Source organism: Pseudomonas sp. Con_6 (assembly GCF_059379395.1).
Map to the genome: position 1 here is coordinate 2,250,665 of NZ_CM182011.1, position 15,229 is coordinate 2,265,893.

Below are 15,229 nucleotides of genomic sequence, written 5' to 3' on the forward strand. Positions count from 1 at the left end.
ATATCAATGACCCAGAGTAATGCACTCGTCGTCATGCCAGCTTTTGGCAATGACATCGAAGCATATGTAAATGAAGTAATCCTGCCAGATGCCATGAAGCGTCTCCGTGCACGCGTGGTTGCGCGAAATATTGTCACTGTGAACAACACGGATGAATCTAAAGAGGTTGGTGACACCGTTCGCGTTCCGATGCCTGTAACGTTCGACAAGGTTGATAAATTTGATCCTGTTAACGGTACATTTGCGACACCTATCACTGTTAAGAAGGTTGATGTCACGGTAGACAGGCACTACTTCAAACAGGTTGAAATGTCCGACATGGAGTTCACCGGAAGCACTTCGGGCCCTCTCCAAAACGCCGTTGGTGGAATGGTCGATGTTATCTGCCGTGGCTACAACGGTGATATTGCGGAAGCCGGTCTGGAAATTCCGAATTTCTCGGGCGACTTGATGTCTTCTAATAAGCGTGATGGTTCCGACCTGATCAACCTGCAAGAAGCCATTGAGCGAGCGAACGTCTATGACGACAGGAAACTCTATCTCACCAGTCGCAGCAATGCAGATCTGTTGAATGTTTATGCCAACTATAACTACAAAGATGCAGAAGCATCGGGCGTTCTTGGCAACAAGTTCAACTTTGACATCATGAGCGACAACCAGGCGATCATGCACAAAGCTGGTTCTGCGTCTGCTAACGCTGGCCTGAAGGTGGCGGCAGATGCTCAAACTGGAACCTCGGCGATTAGCATCTCTGCCAAGGCAGGTGATCGTTTCGTTAAGGGTGACATTCTGGTTATCGCCGGGACTGATCAGACCTTTGCCGTCGCGAGCACAGTAGTCGCGGTTGACGGTTCGAACACTGTCCCTACCACGACTGAAATCAAAAGCACCATTTTTGCGAATGCTGCAGTTACTGTCGTCGGTGACCACAGGATTGACTTGGCATGCACCCCGACCTTCGCAATGCTTGTGTCTCGCAAGCTTGAAAGCCCTGCTGGCCAGCCTGGCGTCATCACTGGCTACATCTCGGATGAAGTCTCGGGTCTCTCCCTGCAGTCGATGATCTGGTACGACGCTGCTCGCCGTAAGCACCAGTTCCGCCTGGAAACCCTGTTTGGGCTGAAAGTTCTCGACCACGACCGCGCAATGCGTATGGGTGGTCACTAAGATCGCCGGGGCCCAGCGACTAGCAAGGCCCCACGTTCAGCAGACCCCGTTCGCTTACCGGCAGCGGGGTCTTTCACTTTCAGGAGCAACAAAATGAGCGAAGTAACAGCTACAAAAGACCGCACGGGCGAAGTCCTCCCCATCGTCAGGCCGGGAAAATCCCTAGGCAAGTCAGCCCTGTCTGGCACTCAGGTATTCACATCGTCGGCCCCAGACTGCGAGGCTATTTACCTCTTCTGCACTTCACTGATCCACCTGGCCGAGGGCACCGCAGTCACAGAAGCAGACGCACCAATCGATGCACGCGGCGGGGTCTATTTGAATGCAAACCGGGGTCGTCCAGTCAGCGTGCGCCTGCTCGATGGAGAGGATGGTGCGACGGTCTGGATTCATGAAGTGAGATGACTTGATGAATATCCTTGGTCGTAATCTCCTCTCCATGACGGTGTACCACCTGCGGCGAGCCATCCGAATCGTCATCGGCTCACCTGTGATTGATGACATCGTGGCGAATCCTAATGGCACGGTGACTGTCGACGGTAGCGGTGGGACGCCTGGGCAAACAATCGTCGTAACCTTCCCGGATGGCTCGGTGGGCACTGGTGTGGTCGGTAATGGCGGCGGTTGGTCGGTGACGTCACCGGGTGCTCTGACGCTTGTGCCTGCTGCGCCTGACCTGGTTGTTGACCAAGTGCCTACGCCTGTTACTCCTACGACTCCTGAACCTGGCGAAGTGAAGCCTGGAGGAGGTGGTGGCACGGTAATCGGAGGTGGTGGAGCAACCCCTGGTGATGATGTCGAGGTGACGCTGCCTGGTGGCGAGACCGGATCTGGCGAGGCTGATGGAGATGGCGACTGGGAAGTTGAGTTTCCGGATGTTCCATATGATCCAGATCTCGATCCCGGCGATGTTGGGGTTGTCACGAATCCCAAGCCAGGTGAGCCCGTTGTCGACGACGTCACGGCGAACCAAGACGGCTCAGTGACGGTTGGCGGCAGCGGCGCAAATCCTGGCGACCAGGTGACCGTTACCTTTCCTGACGGAACAACGGGCACTGGCACGGCTAACGACAATGGTAATTGGAGCGTTGTGTCACCTGGTGAACAAGACCCTGAGCTCACTCCTGGCGACGTGACTGTCGATGCCAAGCCTGATCCGATGGCGGGCTCCGTCTCTGCTCCTGATGCGATTTACGCTGATATCGCTGGCCTTGATTTCGTCGAAGTGGATGACGGCGGCAACTACATCGCGTGGGAGCAGTTCGTTGAGCAGCTAAAGCGTGTCATTGGCATCGACGAGACGGCTACCAACTCAGTCAGTTTTGGTGGTGTGTATGGCCAGCCTAAGAGAGTCCTGAAGCATGGGGATACGTACATCGCAGCTTTTGACGGTAGCTACGTGATCTTCAATAGTGCGCAGCAGCTTGCCGAGGGTACTGCAAGGGTCGTGGAGAAGAACTACATCTCCGACCGCGCTTGCGACGTATTCAAAACTGAGCTGGGTGCCTACTACCTGCGAGGTGACAGTGGTGTTGATCGACTCACTGGGATCAATGGCGCAGACACCAACCTGATCTTGGATATCGCTGGCACATACGGTGACACTAAGCTCCCAGCGATGGCCACATTGGGCGACAAAGATTGGCTGGTAAATACGGACTTCACCATCTCGTACCTCATCGATCCGGACAACCTCCAGGTCACACCAGGCCCAGTGCTCGACGATGTGACACTGCTGATCGACGGCACGGGCAATGAAGTCGTCTCGTCGGGCGGTCGTGTCTTTGCGAGCATCAAGCGTCCAGACGCAACTACAGCGGTAGTGGAGCTTACCGTCGATGGCTACACCTTGGTCAGTGAGGGGAGCGGCAAGCTCGTAGCTGGTGACGACTATCTGTACATCCTATCCGGCCAAGACGTCCGGAGAGTCGACTACAACGCTGGCTCAGAAAAACTAATCACCTTAGACAGTGCAGTTACGAACGGCTTTGCCAGGGGCGACTTCGCAGTCTTCTTGAACGCGGATGTTTCATTGACAGTCACATATGACGCAGGTGCTAACCCCGAGAAGGTATTCCCGGTCGAGGGCGATTCGAGTTTGAAGTGGATCGATGTCGAAGAGGATAGCCTGGTGCTCACTCGTAACTACAGAGACTTTGACCTGCTCGAATATAAGCTCCTAGAAGAGTGATACAATATCAACACAATAAGATTTGCATTCAAAGCAAACGGAGTTTCGAATGAAGGCTAATAAAAAGCGACCAAATGAAATCGAAATAGCTGAAGGTCTCTGCTTTCAGAAAAGCGCAGGCTGGGGGACAACCGCGAAATCTACTACGTTCAGAGAGATCTTTGATCAGCTAGCTGCCCAAGAGCACAATGCGGTGGCAGCTAATGACAACTAATAGAAAGCGGCCCAGCGATCTACAGACTGCATGGGACGGAAATCAAAACGCTGTATTTCATGTTCACCGTCCTGGGAACTCACAAAAGGCCTCTGTAAAGCAGTTGGTGGAAGCGGCGGTTGCTCTTGGCGATAAATCCACAGAGATCGCAGCAGCCGCAGAACTTGCACAGCAAGCAAAAGATCAGGGCACAGCACTGAGCGACGAACTGGGCGTACTTAGTGACCGTGTTGTTGAGCTCGAAAATGCTCCGTCAGCGGCATCACCAGCATTACCTGGCAGGTATGAGGTCGGTTCCTACTGTATTGCTCGTGATGTCACTGCGGGTAATAGGACTGGGGACTACTACGAGGCGGCACCGGGAACGGGAATTACGATGATGGCTCTCGATGGCACAGCCGGAGTGGCCCCTGGGGTTGGAACTTGGCGACAGATGTCGTGGAAGGTAAACGGCGGAACTAACTACATCGCTAGGGCTACGATTTGGATGAGGATTGCATGATGGAAGTACGTAACCCAAGAGTAAGCGGTAATGGCGGATACGACTGCGAAATAAACCACGAAGTCTACAGCTGGATTCCGTTTACAGCACACCCCGATGATATCGTTGATCTTGGACGCCAAGTCTACCAGGAGATCCACGAGGGCCAGCATGGAGAGGTTGGGCCATTTGTGGCAAACGTGCTGACGACAGAGGAAGTCGAGAGCCTGCGCAAGGCTGCTTACGCCAACGAATTTACCGGTAGTGATCGGCTTTTTGCCGAGGCCCAAAGAATGCAGGTGATGAGCGAGGCGGGTTGGGAGTCGGTACGTGACGCGGCGATTGCTCGATTCGAGGAGATAAAGTCCGAATACCCTTGGCCTACTTTGGAGACAAATAATGAGTAAAAATGCAGTGTGGCTGGAATTGGCCGGTGACCGAGTGCTTGTCGATGTGGGGAGTGCTGCGGAAGGGCATTGGCGTGGTCTGGGGTATTTTGAGCCTGGGGCTTCTCTGCCTGATGAGCATGTGACTGCGGAGAAGCCTGCGCGGAAGCCGAGAACAAAGAAATTGGTTGAGTTAAATCCCGAGATCGTCCTCTAGCTTCATCCCCTTTATCAGGTTCTCGTCTGCAAATAGTTCAAGAGCCTTTTGTCGCACGGCCTCAGCGATATCCTTGATTGACTTTCCATTAACGATAGCAAAGTGTTGGTGCTGAGTTGCTCGCTCGATCACTCGAAGGTAGATACTCTCGCCATGCTTCTGGAGGGCCTGGTGGAAGGGGTTATTCGGATCAAAGTTTTCGACCGCAGACTCCAGTGCTGATTTCAGGCTCACAACACGTCCTTGATTTAAGTGTTACAATAAAAAGATAGGCTCACATGATAATAAGAAGAAAGTCTAATGTCAATTTCACAATACGTGACGGTGGAAGCCACAAAGCTTTCGCCGCCATTGGCGGTAATTACCGCATCTATAAGTGGCATGTCAGTTGATGACTGGATTAAAGCATTAACAGTTCTGTACCTGGTTTGCCAGATTACATTTTCCGTCCTAAAGAACAGGCGAGAGTCGAAGGAAAGTGAGGCTAAGCAAAAGGTAGCTGACGATGCTCAATAAGCGCATTGCTGGCTATACGCTTGCTGCAACACTCAGTATCGCTACTGCAGTTGTCTCCACTTTCGAAGGTCTGCGCACTGAAACCTATCTCGATCCGATTGGAATCCCAACCATTTGCTACGGGCACACTACTACAGCAAGGCTCGGCGAAAGGCGAACTCCAGAGCAATGCAAGGCGCAGCTCAGCAAAGATCTCCTGATTGCGATTGAAGATGTTGAACGCCGGGTCAAAGTGCCGATGACAGTGGAGCGTCGGGCTGCTCTGGTTTCTTTTGTTTACAACGTCGGTGGGTCTAAGTTTGGTAGCTCAACACTACTGAAGAAGCTAAACGCTGGTGATCCAGCAGGCGCATGTGCGGAGCTGTCGAGGTGGGTGTATGCCGGGGGCGTGAAGCTTAATGGCCTGGTTACACGGCGAGCGGAAGAGCGTGCGCTGTGCGAGGTCGGGCTATGAACAAGTACCTGCTGATCGCCATCTTCACGACCGTAGCTGTCCTTGGTGGAATTCTACTCAAGGGGAATCGTGATTCACTCATGCGCCAGATCGACGAAGCAAATGTTCGGGTGGCTCAGCTAGAGCAGCAGGCACTGCAGGCTGCTCAGACTCTTCATGCTCGCGACGAATTAGATAAACAACGTTTCCAGGAAATGAGTGATGCGAAGAATCAGATCGACACTTTGCGTGATCAGCTTGCTTCTGGCACTAAGCGCGTGCTCGTCCGTGCCACCTGCCCAGCAGCAATGCCAACCGCTACCAGCCCCACCGTCTTGGATGATGGAGCGGAACCAGCGCTTACAGCCATTGCTCGACAGGATTATCTACGTCTCCGAGAGCAAATAGTCACCACTGAAGCCCAGCTCCATGGACTTCAGGACTACGTCCGCAAGATCGTACAGGGTGCTCAATAATGTCGAGCCTGGCGGACAAAACGATCAAACACCAAGTCAGCATGCGAGGGCAGTTCACACGCATCGCGAAGCAAGCTGCGTTGCACCTGCAGGCGCTAAAAGTGGCTGTGAAGGCCGAGCTCGATGAGGCGATGACAGCCAGGAATTGGAGTGCTGTGGCCAGGCTGCGAAAGACCTTTGTGACAATCGACAAGCTGATTGCTGATGAATACGAGCTGATGTCTGAGACGCTCAAGCGCGAGCTGGGCTACCTATTTGCGTATGAGTCGGAATTCACAAGCAAGCTGCTCGGATTCGATTTCAGCAGCAACATGGTCACAGAGAAGCTGGTTGAGAGCATCGTGAGCCAAGACCCATTTGACGGCAAAATCCTTGGGGAGTGGCTCGACGAGCAGAAGCTAGCGACACAGATCAAAGTGAAGCAGACGATTAGGCTCGGTGTGCTCAATGGCCTGTCTACTTCGAAGATAGTTGATGCTCTGTATGCCGAGCCTGGCAATCCGTTCCTGGGGGCGAAGCGAAACGCTGAGATCATGGTTCGGACTGCCTCAGCGCACGTCACGTCGCAGGCTTCGCTGAAGACTTTTGAGCGGGTTGGGTTCAGCTCGTATCAGCTCAGTGCCGTGCTCGACTCCAGGACGACTCCGGTGTGCCGGGCGCTGGACGGGAAGATCTTCAAGACGACGGACAAGGGCCGAAAGGTGCCTCCTTTCCACCCTGGGTGTCGCACTGTGATGATCGCGGTCAGTGATGATGAGCCGGCTTTCACGGACGGGTATGAGGATTGGCTGGGTAAGCAGACTGCAGGCGAGCAGGAAGCGATTCTTGGGCCTGCCAGGTACAGGCTTTGGAAGGCTGGCCAACCGCTTGAGAGCTTTGTGGATCTCGATACCCATCACGTCATTCCGCTTGATCAGCTCAAGCAACGAGAGAGTTCTTCTTAATCATGCTGGTGTATGACCCCCACTACCCACACTACCTCTCTATTAATAATAAGAAAGAAAAATCGAGGTAGTGGGGGTAGCGATCCCCAGTAGGCCCATAACAACTAAAACATCTGATTCAGAGAAACTGCTTTTATGACTTACGCAAGCTACGAAGACTACAGGAACGAATTTGGTGACGACGATCTACCGAGTGACGCTGAGCCCAGGGTCAACCGAGCAATCGACCGAGCTTCCAGGATGGCTGACAATTACATCCGGTCGCACGGTATCAGCGTACCTCTGACAGACCCTTCCGCAATTCTAGACGTGCGCGGGTCAGTGCTCGACATCGCTCGGTACACCGCCTGGCCCGACAACGATATTGAGAACCTGAGAAAGCGCTACGAAGACGCGCTGGCATTCCTCGAAGGCATTGCGACAGGCAAAATCCATCTCGTCTCAGCAGGGCAGACGACCACGGGTTCAAAGCTCACCAACATCAAGATTTATAGGGCCTGACTCGTGATCCCTATCATCGCCAGGGCCTTGGCGGCTTCACCTGGTAGAAACAGATCAGTTGAGCTCGTTGCCAACACGAGGCAGCTTCAGGCTCTCGCAGTCAAAGTCAAAAAGCTCGGCCCGAACAGCCCACAGATCCGGTCAGGCCTGCAGGAAATCGCTGGTCTCTGGGAAAACCGTATCAAAGCGAACTTCCGAAAATCCCAAGACCCATACGGAAACACCTGGGCTGAAATCAAGCATCGTAAAGGTCAGCCGTTGATCGACACCGGCATGCTCCGAAATAGTATTTTCGGTGAAGTCCGTGGCCTGAGCATCGTCCTAGGGTCTCCTCTTGAATACGCTGACACTCATCAAGACGGTATTCGAGTAACTCGCCGCATGTTCCTTCCAAGTCAAGAAAAAGGCCTGCCGGACAAGTGGAAGAATGAATATGTTAAGATAATCACAAAGAACGTCGAAAAGGCGCTGGCATGAAAATATCTGAACATCTGGAACTAATAAAAACACAAATCCAGGCGCTCCCATCAAGCCCAACAGTAAAATTCTTCTCTGGCGAACTAACTGTCGAAGATTTAAGCGAGCTAAAGCTTGACGGCAAACGTCCGTATATCTTGCTTTCCTGTGGCGGGGGCAATGTGCCAGAGCGTAATCAACGAGTGAAGCTAGAGTTGGATTCGCTATTTGGTGCTTGGATAATAGGTAAAGTAGATCCGGCATCTCACGGTATGTCGTCAATCGCCGCAGACACCGCTATTGAAATTGCACAGCTGATCGAAAACTTTCGTGGCGACCCCAAAACCAATACAAAAGCCCCCGTGCTACAATTAATTAAGGAAGCATTTAACGGCGTTACCAAAGGCAAGACTAGCTTTAGTGCTTGGTCAGTCGTTTGGTCGCAACGAATCGTGCTTGTTTGAGCTCAATATCACAATAACAATAATAATAGGTATCTAATATGTCTCTCGGATTTAACGCGCCGGATACAACCATTGGCTGGATCGCAAACGGCGGCCTGCTCATCTCCAAGCTTGATGCTAACGACCAGCCTGTAGGTGGGTTTTTCACTGTGGGCCAAGCTTCGTCTGCCGTCTTGGCCCTCTCCTCGGACAAGGTCGAGATGCCGGATATGGTTTATGGAACTCTCGGCATTGCCAAATCGAAGGTAATCAAAAACTCAGCTGAAGCAACCATCAACATGAAGTCGTTTTCCCCGGAGGTCATGGAGCTTGCACTCTTCGGACAGGTTACCGAAGACATTGCTGAGACGGGTGCCACTGCAACTACCAAGGCTTACAGGGGCCGTAGCATTATCGTAAATGGCATCATTGCGGGTGTCACGAGCATCAAAATTGCCGGCGAAGAAGACAGCCTAGTGCTCGGTACTGACTACGTTGTGTCGAACGGCTCTATCTACTTCCCCGCGACGTCTGGAATTGCGGATGGCGATGTTGTTGATGTCGTGTACGACAAAGCAGCCGTGCGCAGGATCGAAGGAATGGTAAATACGGGCGTCAACGTGATGATCGTGTTCGACGGGGTAAACCTGGCCGAGAGCGACACCCCTGTGAAAGTGACGTACCACAAAGTGGCTCTGTCTCCTGCTGCACAGCGTCAGCTTCTGTCGAGTGACTACGCTGACCAGGAGATCAAGGGTACTCTGCAGGTATCCAAGGCTGTCACTGGCTCTGGGCTATCCAAGATGTTCAAAGAGGAGCATGTTGTAGCAGTATAATCCTCAAAGATGAAGCGGAGGGGGCTCGCGCCCCCTTTTCTATTTCTTGTCGTCAACGATGTTCAGAATGTTTGTAGTAGAGGAATATGGGTAGAAGTCTGGAAGATGGCTGACAATCTGGCCATCCTTAAACCAATGATGGGCTATCGAGGGAAATAGTCCCGGATGGATCGGGTGAAGAGCATTCGGGTTGTGGAACATAGAGAGACCTTCCGCCCAGTTTTCATTGGTCTCACCAGTCACATTGATCATGAACGCTTTCGGTAGAGATGCATTCTCATCGTGATCATGGCAGAAGCCTGTGCGAACCAACATTACTTTACTAGAGCCAAAGCCAGCCTGTTTACCCATTCTGTTGAACTTAGATATCGTTCCGCTATTGGAGAACATAACAGCGCTGATGTTTTCAGAGTCAGGCTGGAAAAAATACCCAGAAGGAATTTCTTTGTCTCCAAATTTGTGCATGTCAATCTGAATGGGTTCTATAACGAGCTTCCCGTCCTCATCATAATGAGAGTTGTGCCGAACGCCATACAAGTAGCTCGGGAGGGATGTAGAACTCCAAAGCATTGACTGCTTATCATGAAAATCGGCAATTGCTATTACCAGCGGCTTGCCGGCAACGTGTTTGTGCTCCCAGTATTTTTTCTTGAGCTTAGAATACAGCGGGCTGCCAAATTTTATAGGCATTTCGCCCATGGATTTTTCGAGGATTTCTTCTTTTGTGTATTCCTTGGCTGGTATCTTGGCATCTTCTTCCGTCAAAGGTTGCTTGCGGCCTACGATAGTCGCTTCAATACATACCTTTTCACCATACTTGCTTACATTGAAATCTGGAGCGAAGTGGGAGCGATCAAACTCAAAACCTTCTTCGATAAGGTAGGCATTTAAGTACAGCTCCCAGATCCGAGCATCAAAACCAGCAGACTGGAACTGCTCGACGAAGTTTCCATCGATGTCAGTGTAATGAGGCATCATTTCCCCGATGATACCTTTAGCGCAGGAAAAGGACGGCTCTTCCGACAGTCTCCTAAAAAATGGATGGATCTTTTCATTAGGGACAATGATGTTAAATAAGTCTAAAGCTTTCCCTTTGTCACCTTGCGGAAATACTGTTTGGCCTGTTTTAGTGATTCTTTCAAGTTCGGCCAAAAGTTGCGAGGTAGCTTCTTCTTGTGTTTCAATGCATGCGTTGATTCCAAAGTTCCTGTAGCGCCCGATTTCATCTCGCCCAAGCGTCAGCCATACATAGTCATTGTCGCAAGTGTCGAGGAGAACCACACCGAGAACTGACTCATCTTCATTGCTATACCAATCGATCTCTCTGCTAAAAAACTCGGCTCGTGGGCTGCGCGAGGGCCCAACAAGTGCAGTAAATCGCTTTAAGTCCAGTCTTACAATTTTTACTTCGTCGGTCATAGCAGCTCCTTGCTCAATTAACAAAGCCAACGCTGGCCGTCGGGATCGATGGTGATCACCTGGCAGTTCGAAATGGTGTGTTCAAGATCGAAGGCGCGAAAGGCTCGCATTGCATCCGAGTCGATTCGCTCTGGTGATTGAGCTACGAGCCACCGCACGGCTTGAATGAACTGACCGTGACCGAACACAGCCACCAGGCCAGTCATGCCGTGCAGCCGGCGCAGCGACTCCCTTGCTCTCTGCACCAGGCCCGCAAAAGATTCAGTACCTGGCCCATCCACAAAGTCAGGGTCAGCAGACGTCCAGTAGCTCTCCACCCACGGCTTACGATCTGCTGCCGTGGTGTTTGCGCATCTAGAAGGTGATAGGTAAGTGAACTCCTCAACAGGCCAAACCTCAACCGGCACGCCTGGAAAACGAGCAATGGTAGGCTTCGCGGTATCAGCAGCACGCTCATAAGGAGAAGTGACGATCAATGTCGGCACCTGCAAGAACGTCTCTGCGACAGCTCGTGCTTGCTCCCAGCCCAGGTCGGTCAGTGGAATAAGTGCCGGGTCGGATGTAGCGGTGCCGGCGTTGGCAGCGCTCTCACCATGACGAACGAAATGGACAGTCAGCATACGAGTGGCTCCAGCTCATCTCTGGCCGCCGCGTGGGCAATCCTGAACAGTTGATCCGTCAGCCGGTGTACATGCTCAGCACCTGCCTCTTGAAGTAGGTTTTCCATGGCTTCCATCGCTTCTGCATCATCACGCTTGTGCTGCAAAGTGAATGCGATGCAGTTGAAAACGCAGTCCAGCACATCAAACCGATAACCTGGAGCAGACTCGGAATCCAACAGGTAGTCGAGGGCCGCATCCTCCGGCATGTCATACCCGCTCGCCCTAAGCACCGCTGCACTTTGACGACAAACGTAATCATCACGTTCTGCCGGCGTCAGTTCAGAAATCTTTTTCATCATGGCCTCATGCCATCTTTGAGCTCAACGCATTCTTGACTGTCGTCACATTTATGTCAATCGAAATGATATTATTGCTATACAAGAATAATAATAAGAAAGGCCACTTCAATGTCTCTGCTTGATCTCGTTGTTCCGTTTAAGAAAGTTGTTATCACACAAGCTCTCGGCGATGAGCCCGAGAAGTCTCTCGATGTTTACGGGCTGACTACTGAGGACTTTGTGCGGCTTGCAGGAGAGCACGCAAAAATCCTTGCAGCAATCTTCTTTCATAATGCAAAGGAAGATAATAAGGCCAGTGATAACTCCAAGATCATAATGCTGCAGTTTCCGGCTTTCGGTGCTTCATGCATCGCCATGGGCTGCAAACAGCCAGAAGCAGCAGAGCATATTCGCAACTTTCCGCTCATGACTCAGGTGGAGCTGCTCTCTACTGTTCTGACTCTGACATTCCCTGAGGGTCTAAAAAAAAGTCTGGAGAAGCTCGCGCCGACAATCGCACTGCTGCTCAGCAAATAGCGGATTACGAGCGCGAGAGAAGAAAGCAGGAAGGACAAGGAGAGACAGACCAGGTATCGGATTACCTGGATGTCTTGATATCAAGTTGCGAATTTCTGGTTGGCTGCGGTCACAACTCTACTGATTTCAATCCTTACAAGTATTCAATCAAAAAAGTATTTCACCTTGTTGGAGTTCAACGCGACTTGCGCCGCTCAGAGCTTGCTGGAGAGCTTTATGCTCAGCATTTAAGTCGTATTGCTTGTGTGTCTGGAGATGCGAAGCCGTTCAATGAGTTGATGCAAAAAATAGCCGGAGAATAAAAATAAAATGGCTAGTAGTGCAGTAATTAATTTAATCCTAAAGGCTAAAGATGAAGCTTCCGGGATACTCAATAGCTCATTCACAAAAATCGCAGCATTAGCGACAGCCGTTACTGGCGCCTTAAAGTTTCATGAAGCCATCAAGGAAATGACGGAGCTTGATGCAGCGGCTAAGCGCCTTGGCGTCTCCATGGAAGATCTGACGGCGGCTCAGTACGCTGCATTTAATGGTGCAAACGTCCAGCCAGACCAGCTGCTCGACGCGCTGGATGAAGTACGTATTAAGGTCGAAGAGTTCAGCTCCATTGGATCTGGCGGTGGCGTCGACTTCTTTGAAGTCATGAATGTTGATGTTGCCAAATTCAATAAGCTCAATCCACTGGAGCAGTTGCAGAAGATTTCCGAAACCCTCAAAGGCATGTCGGATAACTCTGCTTTCACTTTCCTCGATCAAATCGGCTCTGACGCCTTGAGAAACCTCCTGCCAGTTCTGAAGAATGGTGGTGAGGAGTTCAAGCGGCTCATGGAAGAGGCGAAGCGCTTCAATCTGACGCTCAGTGACACTGACACCATCGCAGTCAGCAAGCTAGGCAAATCTTTTTCTCAATTGGAAAAAGTAGGTAGTACCGCGTTTAGCAAAATGCTCGCTGATCTTTCGCCTCAGGTTACTGCTGTAGTACAGCTTGTCACCGAATCTATAGTAACCATGTCCAGCGATGTCGAAGCTCCGGTGAAGAGCATTGGCGACAAGTTCACTGACATGTTTACGGGAATCCTGGGCGGCTTGGTATTTGCCGGGAAGATTAAGGATACATTTGATGTGGTCTTTAGCTTCCTTGGAGAGGGTGTGCTTTTTACTGCAGAACTCTTCCTGCGCGGCCTGGACACCATCGATGCTGGGTTTGTGAAAACAGCGAATGGTATGACCAATACTTTTAGGTCGGCCTTTGCTACCACCATCGGCTTTTTTAACTCTCAATTTGTACAGCCAATCCAGACATTTGCTAACGCCTTCAACCTTGACGGTGTATCAGACAAGGTAAAGAATTTCCAAAAAGATATTTCTGAGCTCCAGGCTTCCTACAAGAAGCCGATTGAGGTAACAAAAAAAGGAGACTTCGAAGAATCCATTAAAGGCGTCCAGGAACTCCGTCAAAAGCTCCATGAGGTCGGCCAGGAAAACTTCCGCATTCTAGATACGGACGAAGACCAGAAAGCTGCTGACGACTTCCTTAACAGATACAAAATCCAAACCATTAAGAATGAAGAGGATCTGCAGAAAGAGCTCGCTTCTAGAAAGGACAAGGCTAATCAGGAAAAACTAGCCAAGCTTCAAACCAAAAACGCCGAAGCTTCGGCAGCCATCGCAGCAACCCAGGCCCAGCTCCAGGCCGATCTCGCTAAAAAAGAAATCGACATTACGATCTCGAAGATCGACACCAAAAAGCAGATTGAGTTATCCGGCCTGCAAGAGCGCGCACGCCTCGAAAACTTGTCCGCAGTTCAGATCGCTAATGAGAAGTACCGCATTGAGGTAGAAGCCGCCAAGAAGCTCAGCGAGCAAAAGAAGCGCTCACTCGATCTCGACATCAAAGCTCTGCAGGGCAGCCTGGCCGGCCAGCAAAAGCTCTTGGCTGTCACTCAAAACCCCAACGACCGGCCTGGCATCCTTGCAACCATCTCCCAGCTCGAAGCTGACATCACGTCGAAGCGAGCTGACCAAGCAACCATCGGCGCCGAGCTGGTGAATCAGGCGGCGCTGCTCAAGGCCGAGCGCGCCGCCGAGCTTGGGTTAATCAATCAGCAAATCGCACAGATTGAGGCTGATGCGCAGATCGAGCTGCTGGCAATCGGCGGCGATCAGCTCTCCGCTGACATCAAAAAAATCGAGTCCGAATTTAAGGACACCGTCAAAAACATCGAGAGCCTAGGTGAAGACTCCACCGCGATTCAAAAGCTGATTAACGCTAAAAAAGCCCAAGCCGAGATGGCTGAGATCGAGCGCCAGTATGCGGCTTTGAAGTCAAAGCTTGAGAAGCATCAGATCTCGCCAATGGACTACCTCGACCAAGCCAACAAGCTGGAGGAGCGAGGTAGCAAGGCTGCTGAGGTCACTGGTAACCCAGCTGATTTGGAGAAGGTTCAGGCTGCTGCCAAGGCTGCTAGGGCTGAGGTGTTTGACCTCGCAACGCTGACTGACACCGTGTCGGATAGCCTCCAAGGCGGCCTGGAAGGTCTGTTCACTGACTTTATCTCTGGTACGAAATCAGCGAAAGATGCGTTCTCGGACTTCGCTCAAGGCGTGTTGACGGAGGTGTCGAAGATCATCGCGAAGCTCCTGATCCAGCTAGCTATTCAGTCAATGCTGTCAGCATATACCGGGGGGGCGAGCACTGGTGCTACTGGATTGTTGGGAATGCTAGGCAATCTCGGCGGTTCTGGAGGGTCGGTGCTACCAAAGTTTCACACAGGTGGAATTATCGGTGAACGACCAAATATAGGTCTGTCTTCAGATGAGGCATTGATTATAGGTAAGCGCGGAGAAGAGGTACTCACTGAGGAAAATCCACGTCACCGGAATAATGTTGGTAAGGGAAGCAAGGGCCAGTCGAGCCAGGCACAGAATATTGGGATCTATAACGTCTTGGACTCTCAGTCCATCGCTAGTTCCATGGAAGGCAAGGATGGTGAGCGGATGGTCATGAACCATATTCGAGCGAACATAAATGAGATAAAGAATCTGTGATAATATATAGCTACTGATCTAGAA

Annotated in this window: 18 protein-coding genes; 14 read left to right on the plus strand and 4 right to left on the minus strand. The window is 51.4% G+C overall.

What is annotated here, in order from left to right; translation table 11 throughout:
• The first annotated feature begins 6 nt into the window (after nucleotides 1-6).
• The 5 genes from AC5QPF_RS10155 (at nucleotide 7) to AC5QPF_RS10175 (ending at nucleotide 4,460) form a co-directional block, all read left to right on the plus strand.
• Nucleotides 7-1,167, plus strand: coding sequence for a major capsid protein (locus AC5QPF_RS10155; protein WP_494963084.1), 1,161 nt, complete (start codon nucleotides 7-9; stop codon nucleotides 1,165-1,167).
• A 93-nt stretch (nucleotides 1,168-1,260) separates the two neighbouring features.
• On the plus strand, nucleotides 1,261-1,572 hold the full coding sequence (locus AC5QPF_RS10160) for a hypothetical protein (protein WP_494963085.1): 312 nt from the start codon (nucleotides 1,261-1,263) through the stop codon (nucleotides 1,570-1,572).
• 4 nt (nucleotides 1,573-1,576) lie between these two features.
• The gene (locus AC5QPF_RS10165) at nucleotides 1,577-3,358 is read left to right on the plus strand and encodes a hypothetical protein (protein ID WP_494963086.1); all 1,782 of its coding nucleotides are present in this window, start codon (nucleotides 1,577-1,579) and stop codon (nucleotides 3,356-3,358) included.
• 203 nt (nucleotides 3,359-3,561) lie between these two features.
• Nucleotides 3,562-4,074 (plus strand): hypothetical protein, encoded by a 513-nt coding sequence (locus AC5QPF_RS10170; RefSeq protein WP_494963087.1) that lies wholly within the window; start codon nucleotides 3,562-3,564, stop codon nucleotides 4,072-4,074.
• Nucleotides 4,071-4,460 (plus strand): hypothetical protein, encoded by a 390-nt coding sequence (locus AC5QPF_RS10175; RefSeq protein ID WP_494963088.1) that lies wholly within the window; start codon nucleotides 4,071-4,073, stop codon nucleotides 4,458-4,460. The genes AC5QPF_RS10170 and AC5QPF_RS10175 overlap by 4 nt, the downstream gene beginning before the upstream one ends.
• 172 nt (nucleotides 4,461-4,632) lie before the next feature.
• On the opposite strand, the gene AC5QPF_RS10180 is transcribed toward AC5QPF_RS10175, so the two are convergent.
• A complete protein-coding gene (locus AC5QPF_RS10180) occupies nucleotides 4,633-4,890 on the minus strand; it encodes a hypothetical protein (protein WP_494963089.1) in 258 nt (85 codons plus the stop codon).
• Nucleotides 4,891-5,161: 271 nt separating this feature from the next.
• Here AC5QPF_RS10180 and AC5QPF_RS10185 point away from each other — a divergent pair, with 271 nt between their 5' ends.
• The 7 genes from AC5QPF_RS10185 to AC5QPF_RS10215 all read left to right on the plus strand — a co-directional run bounded on the left by AC5QPF_RS10185 (nucleotide 5,162) and on the right by AC5QPF_RS10215 (nucleotide 9,261).
• On the plus strand, nucleotides 5,162-5,626 hold the full coding sequence (locus AC5QPF_RS10185) for a glycoside hydrolase family protein (protein ID WP_494963090.1): 465 nt from the start codon (nucleotides 5,162-5,164) through the stop codon (nucleotides 5,624-5,626).
• Complete coding sequence (locus AC5QPF_RS10190; protein ID WP_494963091.1) at nucleotides 5,623-6,081, plus strand: lysis system i-spanin subunit Rz; 459 nt, start codon at nucleotides 5,623-5,625, stop codon at nucleotides 6,079-6,081. Before AC5QPF_RS10185 ends, AC5QPF_RS10190 begins: the two co-directional genes overlap by 4 nt.
• A complete protein-coding gene (locus AC5QPF_RS10195; RefSeq protein ID WP_494963092.1) occupies nucleotides 6,081-7,025 on the plus strand; it encodes a minor capsid protein in 945 nt (314 codons plus the stop codon). The genes AC5QPF_RS10190 and AC5QPF_RS10195 overlap by 1 nt, the downstream gene beginning before the upstream one ends.
• A 240-nt stretch (nucleotides 7,026-7,265) precedes the next feature.
• Nucleotides 7,266-7,526, plus strand: coding sequence for a phage protein Gp36 family protein (locus tag AC5QPF_RS10200; RefSeq protein ID WP_494963093.1), 261 nt, complete (start codon nucleotides 7,266-7,268; stop codon nucleotides 7,524-7,526).
• A gap of 3 nt (nucleotides 7,527-7,529) precedes the next feature.
• The gene (locus AC5QPF_RS10205; RefSeq protein WP_494963094.1) at nucleotides 7,530-8,003 is read left to right on the plus strand and encodes a phage virion morphogenesis family protein; all 474 of its coding nucleotides are present in this window, start codon (nucleotides 7,530-7,532) and stop codon (nucleotides 8,001-8,003) included.
• Nucleotides 8,000-8,446, plus strand: a complete 447-nt coding sequence (locus AC5QPF_RS10210; RefSeq protein ID WP_494963095.1) for a hypothetical protein — start codon at nucleotides 8,000-8,002, stop codon at nucleotides 8,444-8,446. Before AC5QPF_RS10205 ends, AC5QPF_RS10210 begins: the two co-directional genes overlap by 4 nt.
• 38 nt (nucleotides 8,447-8,484) lie before the next feature.
• Complete coding sequence (locus tag AC5QPF_RS10215; RefSeq protein WP_494963096.1) at nucleotides 8,485-9,261, plus strand: phage tail tube protein; 777 nt, start codon at nucleotides 8,485-8,487, stop codon at nucleotides 9,259-9,261.
• A 39-nt stretch (nucleotides 9,262-9,300) separates the two neighbouring features.
• Here the strand turns inward: AC5QPF_RS10215 and AC5QPF_RS10220 are convergent, their stop codons facing one another.
• The 3 genes from AC5QPF_RS10220 to AC5QPF_RS10230 are packed head-to-tail and all read right to left on the minus strand — an operon-like array spanning nucleotide 9,301 to nucleotide 11,641.
• The gene (locus tag AC5QPF_RS10220) at nucleotides 9,301-10,680 is read right to left on the minus strand and encodes a hypothetical protein (RefSeq protein WP_494963097.1); all 1,380 of its coding nucleotides are present in this window, start codon (nucleotides 10,678-10,680) and stop codon (nucleotides 9,301-9,303) included.
• Nucleotides 10,681-10,697: 17 nt separating this feature from the next.
• Nucleotides 10,698-11,300, minus strand: a complete 603-nt coding sequence (locus tag AC5QPF_RS10225; RefSeq protein WP_494963098.1) for a histidine phosphatase family protein — start codon at nucleotides 11,298-11,300, stop codon at nucleotides 10,698-10,700.
• Nucleotides 11,294-11,641, minus strand: coding sequence for a hypothetical protein (locus AC5QPF_RS10230; protein WP_494963099.1), 348 nt, complete (start codon nucleotides 11,639-11,641; stop codon nucleotides 11,294-11,296). Before AC5QPF_RS10230 ends, AC5QPF_RS10225 begins: the two co-directional genes overlap by 7 nt.
• Before the next feature lie 108 nt (nucleotides 11,642-11,749).
• Here AC5QPF_RS10230 and AC5QPF_RS10235 point away from each other — a divergent pair, with 108 nt between their 5' ends.
• Nucleotides 11,750-12,157 (plus strand): phage pre-tape measure protein, encoded by a 408-nt coding sequence (locus AC5QPF_RS10235; RefSeq protein ID WP_494963100.1) that lies wholly within the window; start codon nucleotides 11,750-11,752, stop codon nucleotides 12,155-12,157.
• 309 nt (nucleotides 12,158-12,466) lie between these two features.
• Nucleotides 12,467-15,205 (plus strand): phage tail tape measure protein, encoded by a 2,739-nt coding sequence (locus AC5QPF_RS10240; protein ID WP_494963101.1) that lies wholly within the window; start codon nucleotides 12,467-12,469, stop codon nucleotides 15,203-15,205.
• Nucleotides 15,206-15,229: the final 24 nt, after the last annotated feature.

Bases quoted from the DNA above. Each gene is read 5' to 3' on its own strand.
- AC5QPF_RS10155 (WP_494963084.1), top strand. From the start codon at position 7: ATGACCCAGAGTAATGCACTCGTCGTCATGCCAGCTTTTGGCAATGAC.
- AC5QPF_RS10160 (WP_494963085.1), top strand. From the start codon at position 1,261: ATGAGCGAAGTAACAGCTACAAAAGACCGCACGGGCGAAGTCCTCCCC.
- AC5QPF_RS10165 (WP_494963086.1), top strand. From the start codon at position 1,577: ATGAATATCCTTGGTCGTAATCTCCTCTCCATGACGGTGTACCACCTG.
- AC5QPF_RS10170 (WP_494963087.1), top strand. From the start codon at position 3,562: ATGACAACTAATAGAAAGCGGCCCAGCGATCTACAGACTGCATGGGAC.
- AC5QPF_RS10175 (WP_494963088.1), top strand. From the start codon at position 4,071: ATGATGGAAGTACGTAACCCAAGAGTAAGCGGTAATGGCGGATACGAC.
- AC5QPF_RS10185 (WP_494963090.1), top strand. From the start codon at position 5,162: ATGCTCAATAAGCGCATTGCTGGCTATACGCTTGCTGCAACACTCAGT.
- AC5QPF_RS10190 (WP_494963091.1), top strand. From the start codon at position 5,623: ATGAACAAGTACCTGCTGATCGCCATCTTCACGACCGTAGCTGTCCTT.
- AC5QPF_RS10195 (WP_494963092.1), top strand. From the start codon at position 6,081: ATGTCGAGCCTGGCGGACAAAACGATCAAACACCAAGTCAGCATGCGA.
- AC5QPF_RS10200 (WP_494963093.1), top strand. From the start codon at position 7,266: ATGGCTGACAATTACATCCGGTCGCACGGTATCAGCGTACCTCTGACA.
- AC5QPF_RS10210 (WP_494963095.1), top strand. From the start codon at position 8,000: ATGAAAATATCTGAACATCTGGAACTAATAAAAACACAAATCCAGGCG.
- AC5QPF_RS10215 (WP_494963096.1), top strand. From the start codon at position 8,485: ATGTCTCTCGGATTTAACGCGCCGGATACAACCATTGGCTGGATCGCA.
- AC5QPF_RS10220 (WP_494963097.1), bottom strand. From the start codon at position 10,680: ATGACCGACGAAGTAAAAATTGTAAGACTGGACTTAAAGCGATTTACT.
- AC5QPF_RS10225 (WP_494963098.1), bottom strand. From the start codon at position 11,300: ATGCTGACTGTCCATTTCGTTCGTCATGGTGAGAGCGCTGCCAACGCC.
- AC5QPF_RS10230 (WP_494963099.1), bottom strand. From the start codon at position 11,641: ATGATGAAAAAGATTTCTGAACTGACGCCGGCAGAACGTGATGATTAC.
- AC5QPF_RS10235 (WP_494963100.1), top strand. From the start codon at position 11,750: ATGTCTCTGCTTGATCTCGTTGTTCCGTTTAAGAAAGTTGTTATCACA.
- AC5QPF_RS10240 (WP_494963101.1), top strand. From the start codon at position 12,467: ATGGCTAGTAGTGCAGTAATTAATTTAATCCTAAAGGCTAAAGATGAA.